We start from the raw sequence: 16,028 nt of genomic DNA, 5'->3' as shown, positions 1-16,028 counted from the left end.
CTGTGACGCCGCAGGCGGCACGAAACGAATAGGGCATCGGCCATTAGGCCGATTCCACTGGGTGTCTTTTGGTTTGTCGAACGGCGCAGTGACATTAAGTGATTCTGTTAAATAGGAATCTTAAAAAGGTTAAGGGTCAAAAAGACCCTAATTCCTAACCTGTTTTCAGTACCTTACCGATATAGCCGGTGGGTGAAACCCCGTGATTCGGTGTGTGAAACCCCGATAGTGCGGTGGGTGATCCCCCGACGAAAAGGTGTGTGAAACCCCGACTCTGGCATGGCTTGAACGGCTCTTCCGTGCCAGTTATCCACAGCGCGAACGCTGCATTACGCCGGCCGGAGCCTGCCCGACTCTGCCCGGCAAACCAGCAGGTGTGTGAAACCCCGATAGTTGGGGACTGCGGTGGGTGAAACCCCGATAGTTAGCGACGGCCGGCCAGCCGGTCCATCCGGGCGTCCACCTCTTCCGTACGCCGACGATCGGCGTCAAGGCGGGCTCGCCGCTCCTCCTCCACGCGCATCTTCTCGGCCAGTGCTAATGCTTCGGCCTCACCGCGGAGCCTGAACAGCACAGCAGGGCTTTTGTCGGTCGTTTCGGCTGCTTCCATTGTATAATCAGGGAGCTGGTCAGCCTCGATCACGCGCCGAAGCATCCGATTGAACTCTTTGGGCTGGGCATCGCTGCCTGTCTTGTCGCGAAGCACCTCGACCCGGCACAACCACCCCCCGCGCTGCGTGCCGGCATGTTTGCGCGCGATGCGATACAGCGCCCGCTCCAGGCCTCCGGACAGGAGGAAATAGTCAGGGTGCATGGTAAGCAACGACTTCTCGTTGACGATCCCCTCATAAACCCAATCCGAAAGGGTCAGCGTCATGCCCCGTGGCTGCTCGGTCTCGGCGTCGGTGTCAAAGGTCCAGCTATCGAGCCAGTTGAAGCCGGCCTTCTGCCGGCGCTTGGTCGCGCGGATTGAGGTGGTGATGGAGGTCGTCTGGAGCCTAAGCAGCGCCGCCTGCAACTCTTGATAATCTCTGCCGCCAGTGCCGCGCTTGATAGCTCGCAACAGGTCATAAGGCGTCGTCGTCAGCGTGCGCGGAAGGTCGTTCAGGCCCTGCTGCTTCATGCGATTGAGGGTAGATGCCGCCCATATTAGAATGTCGGCATCCCAAATCGTCGCCATTCCGTAGTCGGGAATCGCCTGCACGCGCACCCACGCCTCGCCATCCGGGCTGCGATACTCGATGGGCTTGAGGCGCTTGCGCTTCTGCAACGAGAAGAACGGACGCTCCATAACTTCCCGCTGGTCCTTGAGCGGGAGGTCACCGAGCGCAGGGATGAACAGGTCGAACTCGGGATTGGGATCACGCCGCTTGCTCACGGGGCGAACCTGGTGTGGCCCCGCTTGACGAGATACTGCCGAAGTAGGCGCTCGGTGACGACGGTGAGCGGCTCACCGCCCTCCTCCACACTAAGTTGGCGCAGTGCACGGTGCATGTCCTCGGGAATGTGGATCAGCACCGGCTTCTTGCCTGGATGACTGCTACGACGCGCCGGCGCTACCGGCGTGGGCGTCTCGGCCGCGCGCCGTGATCGGTGCGGCGCGGCCGCCTGTTGCGGCTCGGGGACAGCCTCGACGATGGAAGCCGTTGCCGCCTCGTCCGGCTCGTCATCGAAGATGCTAGCAAGTGCAGACGGTCTCTTTGCCATTATGCTGCCTCGCTTACTGGCTTAGTCGTAAAGCCGCTTAGTCGCTTAGCCTCATTATAGGCTGCGCGCAGTTCGGCCGCAGCCTTGCTATCCGGTTCTGTCTCTGCCGCCGTCCGGCCGAGTGGCGTAGCTTTGTAGAAATCCTTGCGGAAATGGAGCCGACTGTCGAACAGCGTTACGCCCTTGGCGGCGAAGCCCGCATGGGCCTCCTGCCCTTCCCCGCCCTGATGCGGAACCTGTGTCAAAATGACTGCAAATGGGGTGCCGGCCTGCTGCACCTGCTTGACGGTCTGCAACACCGAATGAACGTCCAGCCCACGCGGTGCGACGGGGACAATGACGAAGTCTGCTTGCTCGGCCGCGAGCATGGCAATGTCCTTGGAGTTCGCGGGCGTATCAATGATGATAAGATCAATCTTGCCGCTGGCGCGTCCACGCGAAACGTGGAGAGGTAGGCCGGCGACGCTGCTGTCCTTCACTATCACGTCGTCGTCGTCGCGGCGTTCGGACCAATAGAGTGCCGACCCTTGCCGGTCGTCGGCATCGAGGATGACGACTGATGCCCCTTCCCGCGCCGCCTCGACGGCGAACCCAGTCGAAAGGGTGGTTTTGGATTGCCCGCCCTTCTGAGCGATCACGGCCCATACCTGCATAGCTGTCGCTCCTACTAAGCTGATAAGCGACTTATATCGCTTAGTCGCTTAGCTGCAAGAGAAACCGCTAGGATGGGGAACTCGCGTAGATTCGCCAACATTCGGCCCTGACTTGTCCGTGGCTTACGGAATGCCAATATACATGGCACGGCTTAAAGCCGTGTTTCACTTCATAGGCCATGAGCCAAGGAGCACAGAATGAGCATATTTGGTTTCGGCGCCAGCTACGGCGGCGTCACGGACGTTACGTCCTACTTCCTTCAGCTAGGGGTCGCGTGCAGCGGCTGGGAGCCTAGCACACCTCCAAATGCAACCGCGTCGCTGCATGATGGCGAGGCTCCGTTTATCGAAGCAACGCTCCGGTCCATTCGGATTGGCGACATCGCGTTTATAAAATCGTTCTCGCCAGGCGCAGGACTGCGCATCAAGGGCGTTGGCTTAGTCACCGATGCCCGTCCGCACGAGATTGACACTACAGCCTTATATCCAATCGAAAAAATTTGGCCATCGGAGACACGATTGGGCACGGGCGTAAAGGTGCGCTGGACTTGGCCTGATGTGCATGACGGCTCTGTGTTCTGGCTATTGCCGCAGCTCACTGATCGCGGAACGAACATGCGTACCGGCACGATCTACGAGGAACACGGCCCTGAGGTTGCGGCCATCCTGATGGACCTCATGCTCGATCCCACCATGCGTCAGCGATAAAAGTCGAAGTCGGCGGCATCCATCAACGGATGTCGCCGACAATGCTCGACCACTTAGTCGCTTAGTCGCTTAGTCGCTTAGCTTCCTGTCGATCGGTAAGCAAATTTTTCAGCGCGACATGAAGATCCTCGGGAGCCTTACCATGAGCCTAAAAAACATCCTCGTTGGCTTCACGGACGGTAGCGCGATGGTCTATCAACCAAAATCGTCGGTCCGCATTGCGAACCGTGGCCCGAGTCCAGTGAGAAAGAAGGACTTTGAACAGGTCAGGCAATATCCTCCCGAGTGGGTTGGGTTCGGTAGCTTCTATGCGGAGATTTTGGCAGCGGGACAGCGTGTCGAAACGCATCGTGGACTGCTCACCGTGGACACGGTGAAGCACGACGTCGATCTTCCCCAAGGCGACCATACGCCGTCATCGATTGGGAACGTCGATCGGCACCGCCTGAGGTGAGGAAAGGGCGCTTCACCTCTTGGGTGACGCCATTCCCCAAAACCTGTTCCCAGTTGCACTTTCCCGAAACGGAACCACAACGACGAAGAAACGGGAAAGCCGCAGATGTTTTGTTAATGCGAAGTGTCTAGCCCGCGTCGGTCCCGATGGATGGTAGGTTAAACATGCAAAGCGTAGACGAGCTAAAGAAGCGTTTGTTTTCGGTCGGGGAAACGCTCCAGGGGCGGTTCGCGTCATTGGATATGCTCATCGACGATGATGCGTCAGGCGTTTTCGACCAAGATTTTATGGTCATGCGAGTGTCGAACCTCGTCATTCGCATGGACACAATGGCCAACCACGGCCGCGCCCACCTTCACATCGACTACAAAGACGATCGGCACTGCGCGACCTACGCAATCGATACCGGCGAGCGCCTTGTCGGCAAACCAACGCCCTACGATCAGACAATCAAATCATGGATCGATGAGCATCGCCACGAACTAATGACCGTGTGGACAGCCGTACACGCCGGCCAATTTCCCACCGGCATCGTTATGAAGCTACGAGAATCGGCATTCTAAAGCGGTCGGCGGCTTCAGCTTTAGCTCGTCACGGGACTCCGATTGCTGGGGACGTGACTAGCAGTGTCGTTCTGTACGTTGCCGAGTCAATCTACGACAGAACAGAAGGCGACCTTGATTGATCCATTGAACGGTAGTTATGCAAGCAGATCCTCTAGGTTAGCTTTGAGGCTGGCTGCGCGTTCTGGGTAAACAGCGAGCAAGCCTACCGCTGCGGCTGAGAAGCCATTAGCCGGAACTTTGTTTTTCAGCTGATTGAAGATAAATTTACCTTTTGCGCCCTTGAGCGTCCGCCCTTGGAATACTGCCCACACATCATCATTGGTGGGGCTCCCCCCCGCCTTATGCAGCTCATCGTTGTGCGCTGCGCGCTGCTTAGCGAACTGATCTTTAATGGGCGCTTGGTTCTGGTTCGAAATGTCGGTCAGCCAATTTTCGCACGTGTGTATAGGCTCCCCGGTTAACGCTGAGAGAAATCCTGGATCACAGAATTCCGCTTCGAGGTCGGATTGGTCAGTCAACCAGAGACGAATTCCTTCGCTGGCGTATGAATCCTTGAGCGCAATGACCTCGTCATCCGTAAGCGAGTCACGATCGCGGTGCACCAATATCTTGAACTTATCGCCGAGTGACGCCTTAAGTTCCCGAGCCTCGTCTTTAGTCAAGAGGTGTTGGTAACCTCGTCCCGGAAGAACGGTGACCGCTCGCTCGATTTCCGGCCATTGACGGATAAGCTTCTTCAAAAGGTCGTTCTTTGCATCTTCGCTCACAACGATGACTTTTTTTCCAAAGGCACCCCAGCCTAGAGCTAACTCAACCGACGCACGGTCATCAGACTTTTTCTCACCGTCTGCCAGCCATACAACATTCGTGTCTGCGGGTGCGCCGCGCACAATAAAGGGGGAATGCGTAGTCATAATGATTTTGATGCCTTGCGCGCGGGCAATCTCTAACAGAATCTGCGCCAGCTGCTCTTGGACACTTGGGTGGAGGTGGATATCCGGTTCATCAACCAGAAGAATCTTTGGCTTAAATAGCAGAATGTAGCAGAATATCTGTATTAACTGAAGATATCCGGTGCCCAGAAGCTCCAGTGGCATAATAATACCATTTATCTCAGCTTCGGCGTGAATGTCAAAGTCCGCCGCGTCGTCAAACTTTATACTTAGCTTAATCCGCCCTAAGAGTGGCATCAGCCATGTCTCAATTTGACCAATGTTTTCTAGAGATAGTAGGTTGAGCGCATTGCGAAGGTAGACATTCGAATCACCGAATGAACAAGCCTTCAAAACGACGCGTTTGGAATTTTTCTGTTCCACGTTTGGAATGCCCGATATTCCGGGAATAAAACCACTGAAAAATGTCTCAGCACCCCGAAATTGAGTTCTCACCAGTTCTGGAAGCTCTCCTTGCACTGAGATACCAGCGTTTCTTGCCGAACGCATTTCTAAATGAGCTATAACTTCTGCGCCGTCATTGGCGCGAAATTTGAAGATCACCTTGGAAGATGGGCTATTCGAGCGGTTTCCCCAATCTGCACCATGACCAAGTCGCCAATATTCGTCGGATGGAAGATAGTCGAGGTCACTTACCCTCACCATCGCCGTTCCGTCCATTCGTATGCGATCTGCCTGGCGCATTAGGCAGGAGGCAAGATGCAGTGCTTGAAGTATTGAAGATTTTCCGCTCCCATTTGACCCAACAAGTATGTTTAGGTCTGCAAGCGGCAAGTCAATGGCGTCAATCCGTTTGAACTTTTCTACTCGTATAGATTCAAGGTGCATTGTCTGCCCCGCTAGATGTTTATTCTGCCGTATATCGCATAGCCGTCAGAACGGGTGGGAAACCAAGTGGGCCGCTGGATGGCGTGTAGTGGCGCACTGCTGCCAGACTGACTTTCGGTTGCCTTCGCGAGTCAGTTACGTTCGCTCTGCTGCCCCTTTGAAATCCTCAGACGCCGAAAAACGAACAAGGCATATCAGGACTGAGAAAGGCGAGCGGATTCTCGGGTCCCAGCACATATTCCGGCCATTGCGATGCCAAAGTGATCACCGCTTCCTTATCCGAAGAAGCGGCGCGCACGATGCTATTCACCGCGGCCTCATGGCACTTTTCGATGAGCGCAACGATAGCTTTGGTACCCAGGACCGAAGGTATCGTCACGCGAACCTCGCTAGAGAAGCTGTCAAGCAGAACATGGACGAGGTGCGGGTGGAGCGCGCGGGTTCGATCTAGGAATCGTCGGTAGTCTAGGCCGCGTCCATCCTGCGCGAACAATCGAATGTCATAAAGGAGACCCGGCTGCCCGGCTTTGAGGGTTGTGACATTGGCCCACGGACGTTGCTGGTAATGCACGGTCATCCCAACCGGCAGCTCCTTGTTCCGCATTCCGATTTGTGCCCAACGCTTCTTCTCGAACTCGACGAACGGGAGCGGGTCGAGCGGCAAAAAGCGCTTAGCCACTGGATTGATCCGCTGCGGCAGGAAGGGCTGGCCGTTGTTGTAACTGGTGCAATATCGCCAAAAGCTCTTGTCCAGATCCCGTAGAAACTGAAGAACGCGGGCGTAGTCATCAGCATGCCCAGCGCGAAAGTGCGCGACGCGGTTGCGAATTTGCTTAACCTCGCGCAACTTGGCATGCCAAAGATCGCGCGGGGGGAAATATGTCTCGAAGCAGTCCCAATGTGCCTCGATCAATTCGAGCAAGGCGGGCAACTGACTGTAACTCAGCGCGCTGCTTTCCGCTGTAGGCATATGGGTAAGCGATGCATCTGCCTCTTGATGGCCCGGCTTCTTTTTCAGATCATCCGCCCAAGAATCGCCGAGCTTCGCTCGAAGCTCGACGTAAACCATCGCCCGCAGCCACGTTTCGAACTGCCATAGACGTGAGTAGGTGTTGACGACCCGCACCGGGACATCGCCTATGCTCTCGGGACGGACCTCGCCTGCTGGCTCGGTTGCTTGAACGCCATTCGTCATCAAAATCCCCCGGGCGACCGTCAGCGCATTTTCACCGGGCCGAACATCTCCGATTCCACAAGGCTCAGATAAATCTTCTTGAGAGCCAGTGCGGTGTCCTGCGTCACGAACAGGGACGATCGACTGCCATGGGGCTCGCCAAGCAGATAGGGACGCATCGTTTCCCACGTTTCGGCGCGCTGCGACCAGCGCCAGCAGGGGAGTTCCTGCTCGAGCATCAGAGGCACGGCGAGCGATTTCGGGATGGTGTGGTTGGCTTCCAGGCCGCGGTCCCAATTGCACCGGACAAGGATGGGCTCAGCGTTGTCCATGTAGAACGGACCGTCGAGACGTTCGGCGGAAATCGAGACCCCAGGCGGGCAGACAATTCGTTGCGCTGAAGCGATCACCTGGTCGCCGTCAACGTAGGGACAGGTGATGAAGCCATGTGCAAAATAACGCGTATGGTCGAGACCTTCATAGCCCGTGCGTTCGCTGGGATAGGTTTCCGGATTCCGCCCGTCATGCTGGGCGACCAGCGGGTGCCAGGTAGGATAGCCGTCGACCGGCGGACCGATCTCCTCGACAATCGCACGAAGTGCCCCGTCCGACAGCTCGCGCTGTGCTGGCGTGAAATGCCGCGACACAAGGTAGTTGCGCGCCTTCTCATAACCGCTCGCAGCGGCTTCATCTGCTCTGAACGCCATTTCGCTTCCCAATACGAACTTACTGCGCGTTTAAATACCTTATTGCGCATGATATGTCAATATCGTGCGCAATATTGGCGTTAAGCGCGGCGGCGACTCGTTACCGCGTGAACATGTCCGACAAACACATAATAGGGGTCGGTACATAGAATGGACCCAGATATACGCTAAGCGCCGACAGGTCTGCTTGGGTGTCCGAAAATACCCGTTTGTCGTGCATCCAGGATGGCGACAGGGTTTTCCGCCGTAATCTACGCCTTCTGGGACAAGGGCGTCGTCCCGGCACGGTCTGCCGAACGACAGCTACTGCCAGATCCGGCCGCTCGTGGGCGATGTCCCGTCCTACTATGGCGCAAATCTGGTAGAGTGCGGTCAGACAGGTTTCAGGAAGGAGATGGCGATCGCGGGCGGTCCCAAAAAGGATGGCGTTTTGAGAATGCCGATGCGTACCTACCGCCGCTGCAACCCGATCACGTCCAACAGCGCATCCGCGGCTTTCGTGCGATAGCGTTCCTTATGCCGCAGCCCGAAGAAGGGGCGAGGAGCGAATGTGATCGGTGCGACGTGCAACAGACCTGCCTTGATGGCCGGGTCGACCACTAGCGCCGACAGGACAGCAACGTCCGCCCCAGCCTCCACGGCCGTTCGGTCGCTTTCATTAGACGGCATCGTCAGCGCCACGTCGAGGGCAGCCGGATCGACTCCCAAGCTGCGCAACTCGCTATTCAACGTCGATCGCGTGCCTGATCCAGGCTCCCGTTGCCCCCAGCGTGCTCGTCGCAGCCATGTCACGTCGATGTCGGCGTCGCCGAAAGGCTGTGCTCCGACGAGCGACAGCCGGTCTTCGCCGATCGGCCAATGCGCCAACGCCGGGTTGTCGATCTCGCCCTCGACAATACCCAGATCGGCCTTGCCGTCATAGACGCGTGCCGCGGCCTGCCCGGTGTTGCCGATCGACAGTTCGATACTAATCGCCGGATAGCGCTCATGGAAAGCCGCAAGGATGGGCGGCAACCAGTAGGCGGCGATGGTCTGGCTGGCGACGAGGCGCAGCGTGCCCCGCTTCAGCCCGCCAAGCTCCTCCAGCACCGTCTCGGCCGCGTCGGCCCGCGCAAGAACTCCGCGAGCCTCGGTCAGGAACAGCCGTCCGGCCTCTGTCAGAGCGATGCCGCGCCCGACGCGGTGGAAGAGCTTGGTTGCGTGTCGCTCCTCAAGCGAGGCGATGGCTGCGGAAGCCTCTGACTGCGTGACGTTTAAGGCCGCGCCGCGACGGTCATATGCTTGCGCTCGGCCACGCCGACGAAGATGCGCAGTTGCTCCAGTGTCACACCGCACCTGATATAGAAACCGATCACGATTGACGATCGGAATGACAACAAGGCTAAGTTGGAGCGATCGGTAGGCAGGGTTTAGATCGTGCGACGGAAGGAACACCGCCGTGGCCAGTTTTGCCTATCCCGATCGTATATTCCCTACCGTCCAGACTAGCAGATTGCCCGCGCTGCTGCCCGGCGTCGGCCTCTGCCTCGCCGTCACCGGCTCGGCCTACGCGCTGGAGGCGGGCGAGCGCGCACTGGCCGGCAAGGCGTGGCTGGAGGCGCTGGTGCTCGCCATCCTGATCGGCACCGCCGTGCGCAGCCTGTGGACCCCGGATGAAAGGTGGCACGAAGGCATCGCATTCAGCGCCAAATACTTACTGGAGGTGGCGGTCGTCCTGCTCGGTGCTTCGGTCAGTGCCGCGACCATCTTGGCGGCCGGGCTGCCGCTCCTCGCCGGTATCGCCGGCGTGGTCGTGAGCGCAATCCTGCTCAGCTTTGGGATCGGCCGATTGCTCGGCTTGCCGACGCGGATGGCGCTGCTGGTGGCTTGCGGCAATTCAATCTGCGGCAACTCCGCCATCGCGGCCGTGGCACCGGTAATCGGCGCCGACAGCGACGACGTAGCTGCCTCGATCGCGTTCACGGCGGTACTGGGTGTGGTGGTAGTGCTTGGCCTGCCACTGCTCGGGATTGCGCTCGGCATGGGCGGGCTCGCCTTCGGGGCGCTCGCCGGGCTCACTGTCTATGCCGTGCCGCAGGTGATCGCAGCCGCCTCGCCGTTGGGCGCCACCGCCGTGCAGATGGGTACGCTCGTCAAGCTGGTGCGCGTGCTGATGCTCGGGCCGGTGTGCCTTGTTCTGTCGCTGGTGGCGCCTCGTCTCGCGCCGCAGTCGGTTCCCGAAGGCGAGTTCGTCGCCGGTGCGCCTACGGCCAAGCGGATGGACCTCGCCCACCTCGTGCCCTGGTTCATCATCGGCTTCCTCGCACTGGTCGCCTGCCGCTCGCTGGGTCTGGTGCCGACCGTCGCCATCGCGCCGATCGGCCGGAGCGCCACGCTGCTGACCGTCGTTTCCATGGCGGCGCTCGGGCTCGGCGTGGACGTCCGCACCGTCGCCAAGGCCGGGGGCCGCGTGACCATGGCCGTCGTGTTGTCGTTGCTCGGCTTGGCCGCGATCAGCCTGACGCTGCTGGCCGCGCTGCACATCGCATGATCGGGCAAGATAGTGAGGATGAGGCCGAGGCCAAACCGATTGTCAGGCGTTACAATAGCATGAGCGAGCTGATGATAGAGCGGAACCCCGAGCCCTACAACGCCGAGCCGGTGCCCGGCGCCTTGATCGAGCGGTTCTTGACGCCACAGAACCTGTTCTATGTGCGCAGCCATGGGCCCGTGCCGGACCTGCCGGCCGATCACCGGATTGAGGTGGGCGGGATCAGTGTGGGCGAGTGCTCCATCTCGATTGCGGAGTTGAAGGCGCGCTTTCCGGTCCGGACTGTCACGGCTGTGCTTCAGTGCGCCGGCAACCGCCGGACCGATCTCCAACAGGTGGGCAAGACTTCAGGCGATCCGTGGGACATAGGCGCGATCGGCAATGCCGAGTGGACGGGCGTGCGGCTCGCAGACCTGTTGGATGCAGTTGGAGCATCGGACGCGTCCAACCTGTTCGTCTGCTTCACCGGCGCTGACGAGGTGGATGTGGAAGGCGAGGTGGCACCGTTCGGCGTCTCGATCGCTATGACCAAGGCGCGGGCGCCCGACGTGCTGCTCGCCTGGGCGATGAACGGCGAACCGCTGGCATCCGAGCACGGTGCGCCGTTGCGTCTGGTCGTGCCAGGCTATGCTGGCGTGCGTAGCGCCAAGTGGCTGACCCGGATCGAGGTCAAGGACACGCCCTCCGAGGCGCCGATCCAGGCGCACGATTACAAGCTTTTTCCGGCCGACGTGACCAGCGAGACGGCGGACTGGACGCAAGGGCTGACGATCAACGCCATGCCGCTCAACGCCGCGATCTGCTCGCCTGGTTCGGGCGAGAGTCTGCCCGCGGGCAAGGTCCGGATCGAGGGCTATGCCGTCGCCTATGAGCGCGACGTGTCGCGGGTAGAGGTGTCGCTGAACGGCGGTCGAGACTGGCGGCAGGCCGATTTCTCCGACGATCCGGACGGGCAGTGGAGCTGGCAGCGCTGGTCGCTCGATGCGGAACTGCCCAAGGGGCGCCAGCACCTTGTGGTGCGCGCGTTCGACGATGCGGGCCAGGGTCAGCCCGAACTACCCGATACGATGTGGAACTTCGCCGGATACCTCTGCACGGCCTGGCACCACGTCCACGTGCTGGTCGAGTGAATCCGCCGCCTTTGTCGGTCGATCTCGCCTTCTGGGTCGACGCGATCGGCAGGATGATCGTGGCGACGGCGGCCGGCATGACGCTCGGCTGGGAACGGTCACGCGAGAACCGACAGATCATGGGTCTGCGGACGCTGGGGCTGGTCGGGCTCGCGAGTTGCATCGCCGTCCAGGCGATCGTCCACAGCGGCTTGCCGAACGTGAACGCCGATGCAGCAGGTCGAGTGATGCAGGGCATCCTATCCGGCGTCGGCTTCATCGGCGCGGGCGCGGTCCTGCGCGTTGGCAGCGGGCAGGAGGTGCACGGGCTAGCAACGGCGGCGTGCATCTGGGTGTCAGCGACGCTCGGAGCGGCAGCGGGATTGGCGGTGTGGCCACTACTTGTGGGCGGTCTGCTGCTGGCGATGCTAGTGTTGTTCGTCGGCGCACCGCTCGAACGCCGTATCCGCGAACGCGCTCGGCAGACCCCGGCCGAAGCGGACCGGCGGGACGCCGAGCAGAAACCCTGAATAATCCTTGGCGCGAAACGGTGTACCAGTAGTTTTGCAGACGGAGGACTTCATGAGCGATATCGACAAGAAGAAGCCCACCACGCAAGAATCGGCCGAGATTCTGGAGCTGGAGGAGTCGGTCCGCGCCAAAGACAAGGCGAAGGTTGACAACGTCAAGGAAGATGATCGCTCCTGAGCCGGTTGGCGCCGCTAAGCCGGGCTGAAGGAGCGAACGAGAGCGAGGCCGCCGAACAGCGCGAGCACGCCCAGCCCAACCGATCCGACAACATAAAGGGCGGCTTGCCCGACTTCGGCTCTCTCCTAAAGCAAGGCCGCTTCCAGCGAGAAGGTCGAGAAGGTCGTGACGCCGCCCAGCCCGCCGGTGGTGAGGAACAATCGCCATCCCCGGCTCGATCCGCTCCGCAACAGGAACCAGCCGTCCAGCAGACCCATAAGGAATGAGCCGAGCACGTTGATGATGGGCGTTCCGATCGGCAGGTCGGGGCCGAACAGGCGCAGGCTGAGGCCGTTCAGCCCATACCGCAGCATGCCGTCGGAACCAGTCCCGGCGAACATAATCAGGTATGGCCCCATGCCTCAGCCAGCCAGCTCGGCCGTATCCGCATCTTCCTGGCGCAAGCCCGCCGGGCTGACCGTCCAATGCTCCAGGTGCTTGTAGACGATGACCTTGTTCGCAAGCAGGTCGCCGTGCGCCCGGCAGAAGCCTTCGAGCTGCTCGCGCTGGCCGATCAGTTCGACACACATGGTGAGGTGCGGATCGGCGATCTCGGCGCCGTTCTCACGCACCGGGCCGTGGTTGCTGTAGCCGTAGTGGGTATGGTGGGCGACAGCGTTCATGATTCCGTCCGCCTTGGCCTGCGCGACGAGCGTTCGGTCGAGCGGCTTGGCAGCCCAGCGTGAGCGCGTGCCCGGCTTTACCGCCTTGTCGGCTGGCTTCATGTAGATGCGGACCAGCCGATCTCGGTCTGCGACACGTGGTGGGCGTCGGACATGGATAAGCCTTCCGTGGGGTGAGGAGCGAACAGGTCTGAAAGGTCGGGCACGGGACGGAGCGCGCGCGCATCGCGCAGCGTCAGGTCCGGCGGCAGGGTGCTGCCCGCCCGCTTCGGCACCGCCACCCGTTGCGACAGGTAGATGCCGTTATGCCCGGAGCAGGCGTAAGCGACGAAACAGGCGACCGCGACCGGCACTGCGGTCTCGGCGCCGAACAGCTCGACGCCCATGATCGTGCAGGCCAGCGGCGTATTGGCCGCGCCCGCGGGGCGTTATGCCGGCGCGGTCGATCAGCTCGACCAGCAGCGCGCGCGAGGGCGGAGTTTTCAGATATTCGACCACGTGCGGTTCGATGCCGGCATTGCGGATCAGGCCGAGCGTGTTGCGCGACGTGCCGCACACGGGGTTGTGATAGATCACGATATCGACGGCCACGGGCGTCCTTTCAGCAGCAGGGGGTGAGTTCGGCGATCAGCGGGGCGCACAGCTCCGCGTTGCCGGCGCAGCAATCCTTGACGAGGAAGAGCGTTAGCGCGCGCAGGCCGTCGAGATCGGCACGATAGATGATCGAGCGGCTATGACGTTCGGATCGCACCAGCCCGCCACGGGCGAGGATGCCGAGGTGTGCGGACATTGTGTTTTGCGGTACGTCGAGCTGACGGGCGATTTTGCCCGCAGCCAAGCCATGCGGTTCGTGCCGCACCAACAGGCGGAACACGTCGAGGCGTGTTCCTTGTGCGAGCGCGCCGAGCGCTGAAATTGCCGTGTTGTTTTCCATATATCCAGAATAGCAGCTATATGGTTCCGGTACAGACGTTTATAGCACCAAGTAGGCAGGCAGTCGGCACCCTACGCTCTTTTCCGAAGTCCCCAACGAGTGGGGCGGGACCCCGCGGGCACGGCTCTATCGGCCCGCTGGGCGTGCCGACCGAGCCATCGTGCCGGCGTCTCGGCCCTGCCGGGTGACGATTATCGCGTAAGGTGTGCCACGTGGCGCACCTGCGAACGCGCAGGCGCGAGCAGTGTTTCGATTGGCGTCGACGCCCTCCCCCAGAGGCCACACCGCACAGCACTTCGCGCGCAGAACCGCGTGTCGTGAGTTGATGGGCTTAGCCTGATCCCCCCGATACGTCGGGCGCAGCCTTCGGATCGGGGTCTTGCGCCTTGCCCTTCGCGGCGCCCGGCTGCTTTGCGCTCATGGCGGTCAGATAAGCGACGATCGCCGGCACGTCGGCTGCGGCGACGGGGGCTTTGTAGACCTCGCGCATCTTGGTGACCTCCGCGGTCCACTGGTCGGCGGAGAGTGGCGGCTGGTTCAGCGCCATGCTCGCCGAATGACACGAGGTGCAGTTCGCATTGATGACGTCGGCATGCGGGCCGGCGGGATATTGCCCTTCGTCGGTTGGGAGATCGACCGAAGTGGACGCCAGCGAGAAGCCGCGCGCCGAGACGCTTGGCGGCGGTGGTGCGGTCGGGGCGGCAGGCGGCGGGGCGACGCGGCTGTTCGGGGCACCAATCGCGAGCAGAAGAACGACGGTCGCGCCGACGAACCCGAACGACAGCGTGCCGATGGAAGGCGTTTTCATGGGGGAGCGCTCCTCAGCCGACGACGATGTTGGTGGTTTCGATGTTGCCGCGCATGAACCCGCCCGGGTTCCAGATCGGCGTCATCGGCTGCGCGATGCCGGCGGTGTTCCAGCAGCGCGACATCAGCCTGGTCGGGCCCGCATGCGTGAGCGGCACCTGCGCGTCCCAGCGGCGGAAACTGTATTTGCCGTGATCGGGGCCGAGCACTGTCTTGTACCAGGTCTTGCCGTTGTCGGTCGACACATCGACCTTGGCGACGCCGCAATCGCCCCCCATCGCAATGCCGCCCAGCGGGATTGACCGGTCGAACGCGATTGCCTGCCCTTCGTCGAGGCTCGTGACCCAGCTGCGCGGGATCATCTTGTTGATGGGCACGGCCGGGAAATCCTTCTGGCCAGGCCGCACGTTCGCGCCTGGAGTGTCAGGGATCTTGTACGCCTTGGCCATCCAGTAACCGTCGTCGGGTGCGGCGAGCACCTCGATGTCGTTCAGCATCTTGACCCAATAGGTCGAATACCAGCCGGGTACGATCAGCCGGACCGGGAAGCCGTTGAGGAGCGGCATCTGTTCGCCGTTCATCCCGAAGGCGAGCATCACTTCGCCGTCGCGTGCGTGGTCGATCGACAGCGACTTGGCGAAATCCGGTCCACCCGCGACCACCGGTTGGTCGAGCGCACCGAACCGCACCGCAACCGCGCCCGGCTTCACGCCGGCGATGTCGAGCACGTCGCGCAGGCGCACGCCGAGCCATTTGGCGTTGCCCATGGCCCCGTGACGCCACTGCGCACCGGCAACGGGCGGCTGGAACAGCGCACGCGAATTGCCCGAGCATTGGTTGATCGCCGCCAGCTCGACGCGTGGCAACTTCAGCAGTTGCGCGAGCGAGATCGACAGCGGCCGCGTGACCGCGCCGTGCACCTTGATCCGGAACGCCTCGACATCGATCGCGGTCGGAATGTCAGCCCAGTGCCAGCGGACGAAGAACTGGTCGTTTGGCGTGAAGACGTCGCCATTGAACACGCTCATCGGCGTTTCCAGCAAAGGCGGGTGGATACGCTGGAGGATCATGTTGCCCTTGCCGGGGAACGCACTGGTCATCGGCCGTTCCGACGGACCGCCCGGCAGGTGCAGATCGACCATGCTCTGCGCCAGCGCGGGTGCGGCGATCAGCGCGCCGCTGCCGATCGCGGCCTCTGCGAGAAAGCGACGGCGGTTCGTCGCCTGCGCCAGTTTCATATCCAGGCTGTCCACCAACATTCTCCCGTTTCTGTCATGTTCTGTATGCGCGACCCGTCCGCCGGTCTGCCCGGTACGGGTCGATCAGATTCGCCGGTTCGATCCGGCAGGACGATCGGTTTGGCCCATCAATTGGCTTGGGCAATGCAGGGCGACACGAACAGGTTGCCGCGCCAGCCGCCCGCGACCGTCTTAGCGCCGACCAGCAGCCACATTGCTGCGAGCGCCACTGTGAGGACAGTGCCGACGATCCCGAAAAAGCCGAGCTGAAGCGTCGTGCCGAGCTTGAA

19 protein-coding genes and 2 pseudogenes are annotated in these 16,028 nt (G+C 61.1%); 7 read left to right on the top strand and 14 right to left on the bottom strand.

Annotated features, from left to right (window positions below; genetic code table 11):
• Positions 1 to 424: 424 nt before the first annotated feature.
• Genes C8J26_RS19630 through C8J26_RS19620 form a run of 3 tightly spaced genes read right to left on the bottom strand, consistent with a single transcriptional unit; the run spans position 425 to position 2,360 of the window.
• The gene (locus tag C8J26_RS19630; protein WP_088183874.1) at positions 425 to 1,378 is read right to left on the bottom strand and encodes a replication initiator protein A; all 954 of its coding nucleotides are present in this window, start codon (positions 1,376 to 1,378) and stop codon (positions 425 to 427) included.
• Positions 1,375 to 1,707 carry a hypothetical protein gene (locus C8J26_RS19625; RefSeq protein WP_107960081.1) on the bottom strand — a complete coding sequence of 111 codons (333 nt, stop codon included), beginning with the start codon at positions 1,705 to 1,707 and terminating at the stop codon, positions 1,375 to 1,377. Before C8J26_RS19625 ends, C8J26_RS19630 begins: the two co-directional genes overlap by 4 nt.
• Entirely contained in the window at positions 1,707 to 2,360 is a 654-nt protein-coding gene (locus C8J26_RS19620; RefSeq protein ID WP_107960079.1) for a ParA family protein, read from the bottom strand. Before C8J26_RS19620 ends, C8J26_RS19625 begins: the two co-directional genes overlap by 1 nt.
• 198 nt (positions 2,361 to 2,558) lie before the next feature.
• On the opposite strand from C8J26_RS19620, the gene C8J26_RS19615 reads away from it, so the two are divergent.
• The 3 genes from C8J26_RS19615 to C8J26_RS19605 all read left to right on the top strand — a co-directional run bounded on the left by C8J26_RS19615 (position 2,559) and on the right by C8J26_RS19605 (position 4,085).
• Positions 2,559 to 3,068: a hypothetical protein gene (locus C8J26_RS19615; protein WP_107960077.1), complete on the top strand. Its 510-nt coding sequence runs from the start codon at positions 2,559 to 2,561 to the stop codon at positions 3,066 to 3,068.
• 142 nt (positions 3,069 to 3,210) lie between these two features.
• A complete protein-coding gene (locus C8J26_RS19610; protein WP_146168927.1) occupies positions 3,211 to 3,522 on the top strand; it encodes a hypothetical protein in 312 nt (103 codons plus the stop codon).
• Positions 3,523 to 3,686: 164 nt separating this feature from the next.
• On the top strand, positions 3,687 to 4,085 hold the full coding sequence (locus C8J26_RS19605) for a DUF4160 domain-containing protein (protein ID WP_167398932.1): 399 nt from the start codon (positions 3,687 to 3,689) through the stop codon (positions 4,083 to 4,085).
• 137 nt (positions 4,086 to 4,222) lie between these two features.
• Here C8J26_RS19605 and C8J26_RS19600 read toward each other — a convergent pair whose 3' ends face one another.
• From C8J26_RS19600 to C8J26_RS19585, 4 genes and pseudogenes are all read right to left on the bottom strand, one after another.
• Complete coding sequence (locus C8J26_RS19600) at positions 4,223 to 5,869, bottom strand: ATP-dependent nuclease (protein ID WP_107960071.1); 1,647 nt, start codon at positions 5,867 to 5,869, stop codon at positions 4,223 to 4,225.
• Between the two features lie 166 nt (positions 5,870 to 6,035).
• The gene (locus C8J26_RS19595) at positions 6,036 to 7,064 is read right to left on the bottom strand and encodes a Swt1 family HEPN domain-containing protein (RefSeq protein WP_107960069.1); all 1,029 of its coding nucleotides are present in this window, start codon (positions 7,062 to 7,064) and stop codon (positions 6,036 to 6,038) included.
• 20 nt (positions 7,065 to 7,084) lie between these two features.
• The gene (locus C8J26_RS19590) at positions 7,085 to 7,750 is read right to left on the bottom strand and encodes a hypothetical protein (protein ID WP_107960067.1); all 666 of its coding nucleotides are present in this window, start codon (positions 7,748 to 7,750) and stop codon (positions 7,085 to 7,087) included.
• 450 nt (positions 7,751 to 8,200) lie between these two features.
• Positions 8,201 to 9,078 (bottom strand): annotated as a pseudogene (locus tag C8J26_RS19585) (LysR substrate-binding domain-containing protein).
• Between the two features lie 110 nt (positions 9,079 to 9,188).
• Here C8J26_RS19585 and C8J26_RS19580 point away from each other — a divergent pair.
• From C8J26_RS19580 to C8J26_RS21115, 4 genes are read left to right on the top strand one after another with little or no spacing between them, the layout of a single operon-like run.
• Complete coding sequence (locus tag C8J26_RS19580) at positions 9,189 to 10,280, top strand: YeiH family protein (protein WP_183128845.1); 1,092 nt, start codon at positions 9,189 to 9,191, stop codon at positions 10,278 to 10,280.
• A gap of 59 nt (positions 10,281 to 10,339) precedes the next feature.
• Positions 10,340 to 11,410, top strand: a complete 1,071-nt coding sequence (locus C8J26_RS19575; RefSeq protein WP_037535043.1) for a sulfite oxidase — start codon at positions 10,340 to 10,342, stop codon at positions 11,408 to 11,410.
• Positions 11,407 to 11,919, top strand: a complete 513-nt coding sequence (locus C8J26_RS19570; RefSeq protein ID WP_107963382.1) for an MgtC/SapB family protein — start codon at positions 11,407 to 11,409, stop codon at positions 11,917 to 11,919. The genes C8J26_RS19575 and C8J26_RS19570 overlap by 4 nt, the downstream gene beginning before the upstream one ends.
• 52 nt (positions 11,920 to 11,971) lie before the next feature.
• Positions 11,972 to 12,097: a hypothetical protein gene (locus C8J26_RS21115; RefSeq protein ID WP_260171586.1), complete on the top strand. Its 126-nt coding sequence runs from the start codon at positions 11,972 to 11,974 to the stop codon at positions 12,095 to 12,097.
• 125 nt (positions 12,098 to 12,222) lie between these two features.
• On the opposite strand, the gene C8J26_RS21020 is transcribed toward C8J26_RS21115, so the two are convergent.
• From C8J26_RS21020 to C8J26_RS19535, 7 genes and pseudogenes are all read right to left on the bottom strand, one after another.
• Positions 12,223 to 12,477, bottom strand: a complete 255-nt coding sequence (locus tag C8J26_RS21020; protein WP_244647480.1) for a CrcB family protein — start codon at positions 12,475 to 12,477, stop codon at positions 12,223 to 12,225.
• A gap of 21 nt (positions 12,478 to 12,498) precedes the next feature.
• Positions 12,499 to 12,861 carry a DUF190 domain-containing protein gene (locus C8J26_RS19560; RefSeq protein WP_192239384.1) on the bottom strand — a complete coding sequence of 121 codons (363 nt, stop codon included), beginning with the start codon at positions 12,859 to 12,861 and terminating at the stop codon, positions 12,499 to 12,501.
• On the bottom strand, positions 12,858 to 13,145 hold the full coding sequence (locus C8J26_RS19555) for a hypothetical protein (RefSeq protein ID WP_409349175.1): 288 nt from the start codon (positions 13,143 to 13,145) through the stop codon (positions 12,858 to 12,860). Before C8J26_RS19555 ends, C8J26_RS19560 begins: the two co-directional genes overlap by 4 nt.
• Positions 13,146 to 13,179: 34 nt before the next feature.
• A pseudogene (locus C8J26_RS21015) lies at positions 13,180 to 13,350 on the bottom strand (thioredoxin domain-containing protein); the annotation flags it as partial.
• Between the two features lie 10 nt (positions 13,351 to 13,360).
• Positions 13,361 to 13,693 carry an ArsR/SmtB family transcription factor gene (locus C8J26_RS19545; RefSeq protein ID WP_037535046.1) on the bottom strand — a complete coding sequence of 111 codons (333 nt, stop codon included), beginning with the start codon at positions 13,691 to 13,693 and terminating at the stop codon, positions 13,361 to 13,363.
• 331 nt (positions 13,694 to 14,024) lie between these two features.
• Entirely contained in the window at positions 14,025 to 14,501 is a 477-nt protein-coding gene (locus tag C8J26_RS19540; protein WP_037535047.1) for a hypothetical protein, read from the bottom strand.
• A gap of 13 nt (positions 14,502 to 14,514) precedes the next feature.
• Positions 14,515 to 15,759 (bottom strand): molybdopterin-dependent oxidoreductase, encoded by a 1,245-nt coding sequence (locus tag C8J26_RS19535; protein ID WP_019054679.1) that lies wholly within the window; start codon positions 15,757 to 15,759, stop codon positions 14,515 to 14,517.
• Positions 15,760 to 16,028: the final 269 nt, after the last annotated feature.

This window comes from Sphingomonas aurantiaca, from assembly GCF_003050705.1.
Taxonomy (GTDB): Bacteria; Pseudomonadota; Alphaproteobacteria; order Sphingomonadales; family Sphingomonadaceae; genus Sphingomonas; species Sphingomonas aurantiaca.
This window is presented reverse-complemented; position numbering and strand designations above follow the sequence as displayed.

Bases quoted from the DNA above. Each gene is read 5' to 3' on its own strand.
- C8J26_RS19625 (WP_107960081.1), bottom strand. From the start codon at position 1,707: ATGGCAAAGAGACCGTCTGCACTTGCTAGCATCTTCGATGACGAGCCG.
- C8J26_RS19620 (WP_107960079.1), bottom strand. From the start codon at position 2,360: ATGCAGGTATGGGCCGTGATCGCTCAGAAGGGCGGGCAATCCAAAACC.
- C8J26_RS19615 (WP_107960077.1), top strand. From the start codon at position 2,559: ATGAGCATATTTGGTTTCGGCGCCAGCTACGGCGGCGTCACGGACGTT.
- C8J26_RS19610 (WP_146168927.1), top strand. From the start codon at position 3,211: ATGAGCCTAAAAAACATCCTCGTTGGCTTCACGGACGGTAGCGCGATG.
- C8J26_RS19605 (WP_167398932.1), top strand. From the start codon at position 3,687: ATGCAAAGCGTAGACGAGCTAAAGAAGCGTTTGTTTTCGGTCGGGGAA.
- C8J26_RS19600 (WP_107960071.1), bottom strand. From the start codon at position 5,869: ATGCACCTTGAATCTATACGAGTAGAAAAGTTCAAACGGATTGACGCC.
- C8J26_RS19595 (WP_107960069.1), bottom strand. From the start codon at position 7,064: ATGACGAATGGCGTTCAAGCAACCGAGCCAGCAGGCGAGGTCCGTCCC.
- C8J26_RS19590 (WP_107960067.1), bottom strand. From the start codon at position 7,750: ATGGCGTTCAGAGCAGATGAAGCCGCTGCGAGCGGTTATGAGAAGGCG.
- C8J26_RS19575 (WP_037535043.1), top strand. From the start codon at position 10,340: ATGAGCGAGCTGATGATAGAGCGGAACCCCGAGCCCTACAACGCCGAG.
- C8J26_RS21115 (WP_260171586.1), top strand. From the start codon at position 11,972: ATGAGCGATATCGACAAGAAGAAGCCCACCACGCAAGAATCGGCCGAG.
- C8J26_RS21020 (WP_244647480.1), bottom strand. From the start codon at position 12,477: ATGTTCGCCGGGACTGGTTCCGACGGCATGCTGCGGTATGGGCTGAAC.
- C8J26_RS19560 (WP_192239384.1), bottom strand. From the start codon at position 12,861: ATGAAGCCAGCCGACAAGGCGGTAAAGCCGGGCACGCGCTCACGCTGG.
- C8J26_RS19555 (WP_409349175.1), bottom strand. From the start codon at position 13,145: ATGGGCGTCGAGCTGTTCGGCGCCGAGACCGCAGTGCCGGTCGCGGTC.
- C8J26_RS19545 (WP_037535046.1), bottom strand. From the start codon at position 13,693: ATGGAAAACAACACGGCAATTTCAGCGCTCGGCGCGCTCGCACAAGGA.
- C8J26_RS19540 (WP_037535047.1), bottom strand. From the start codon at position 14,501: ATGAAAACGCCTTCCATCGGCACGCTGTCGTTCGGGTTCGTCGGCGCG.
- C8J26_RS19535 (WP_019054679.1), bottom strand. From the start codon at position 15,759: ATGTTGGTGGACAGCCTGGATATGAAACTGGCGCAGGCGACGAACCGC.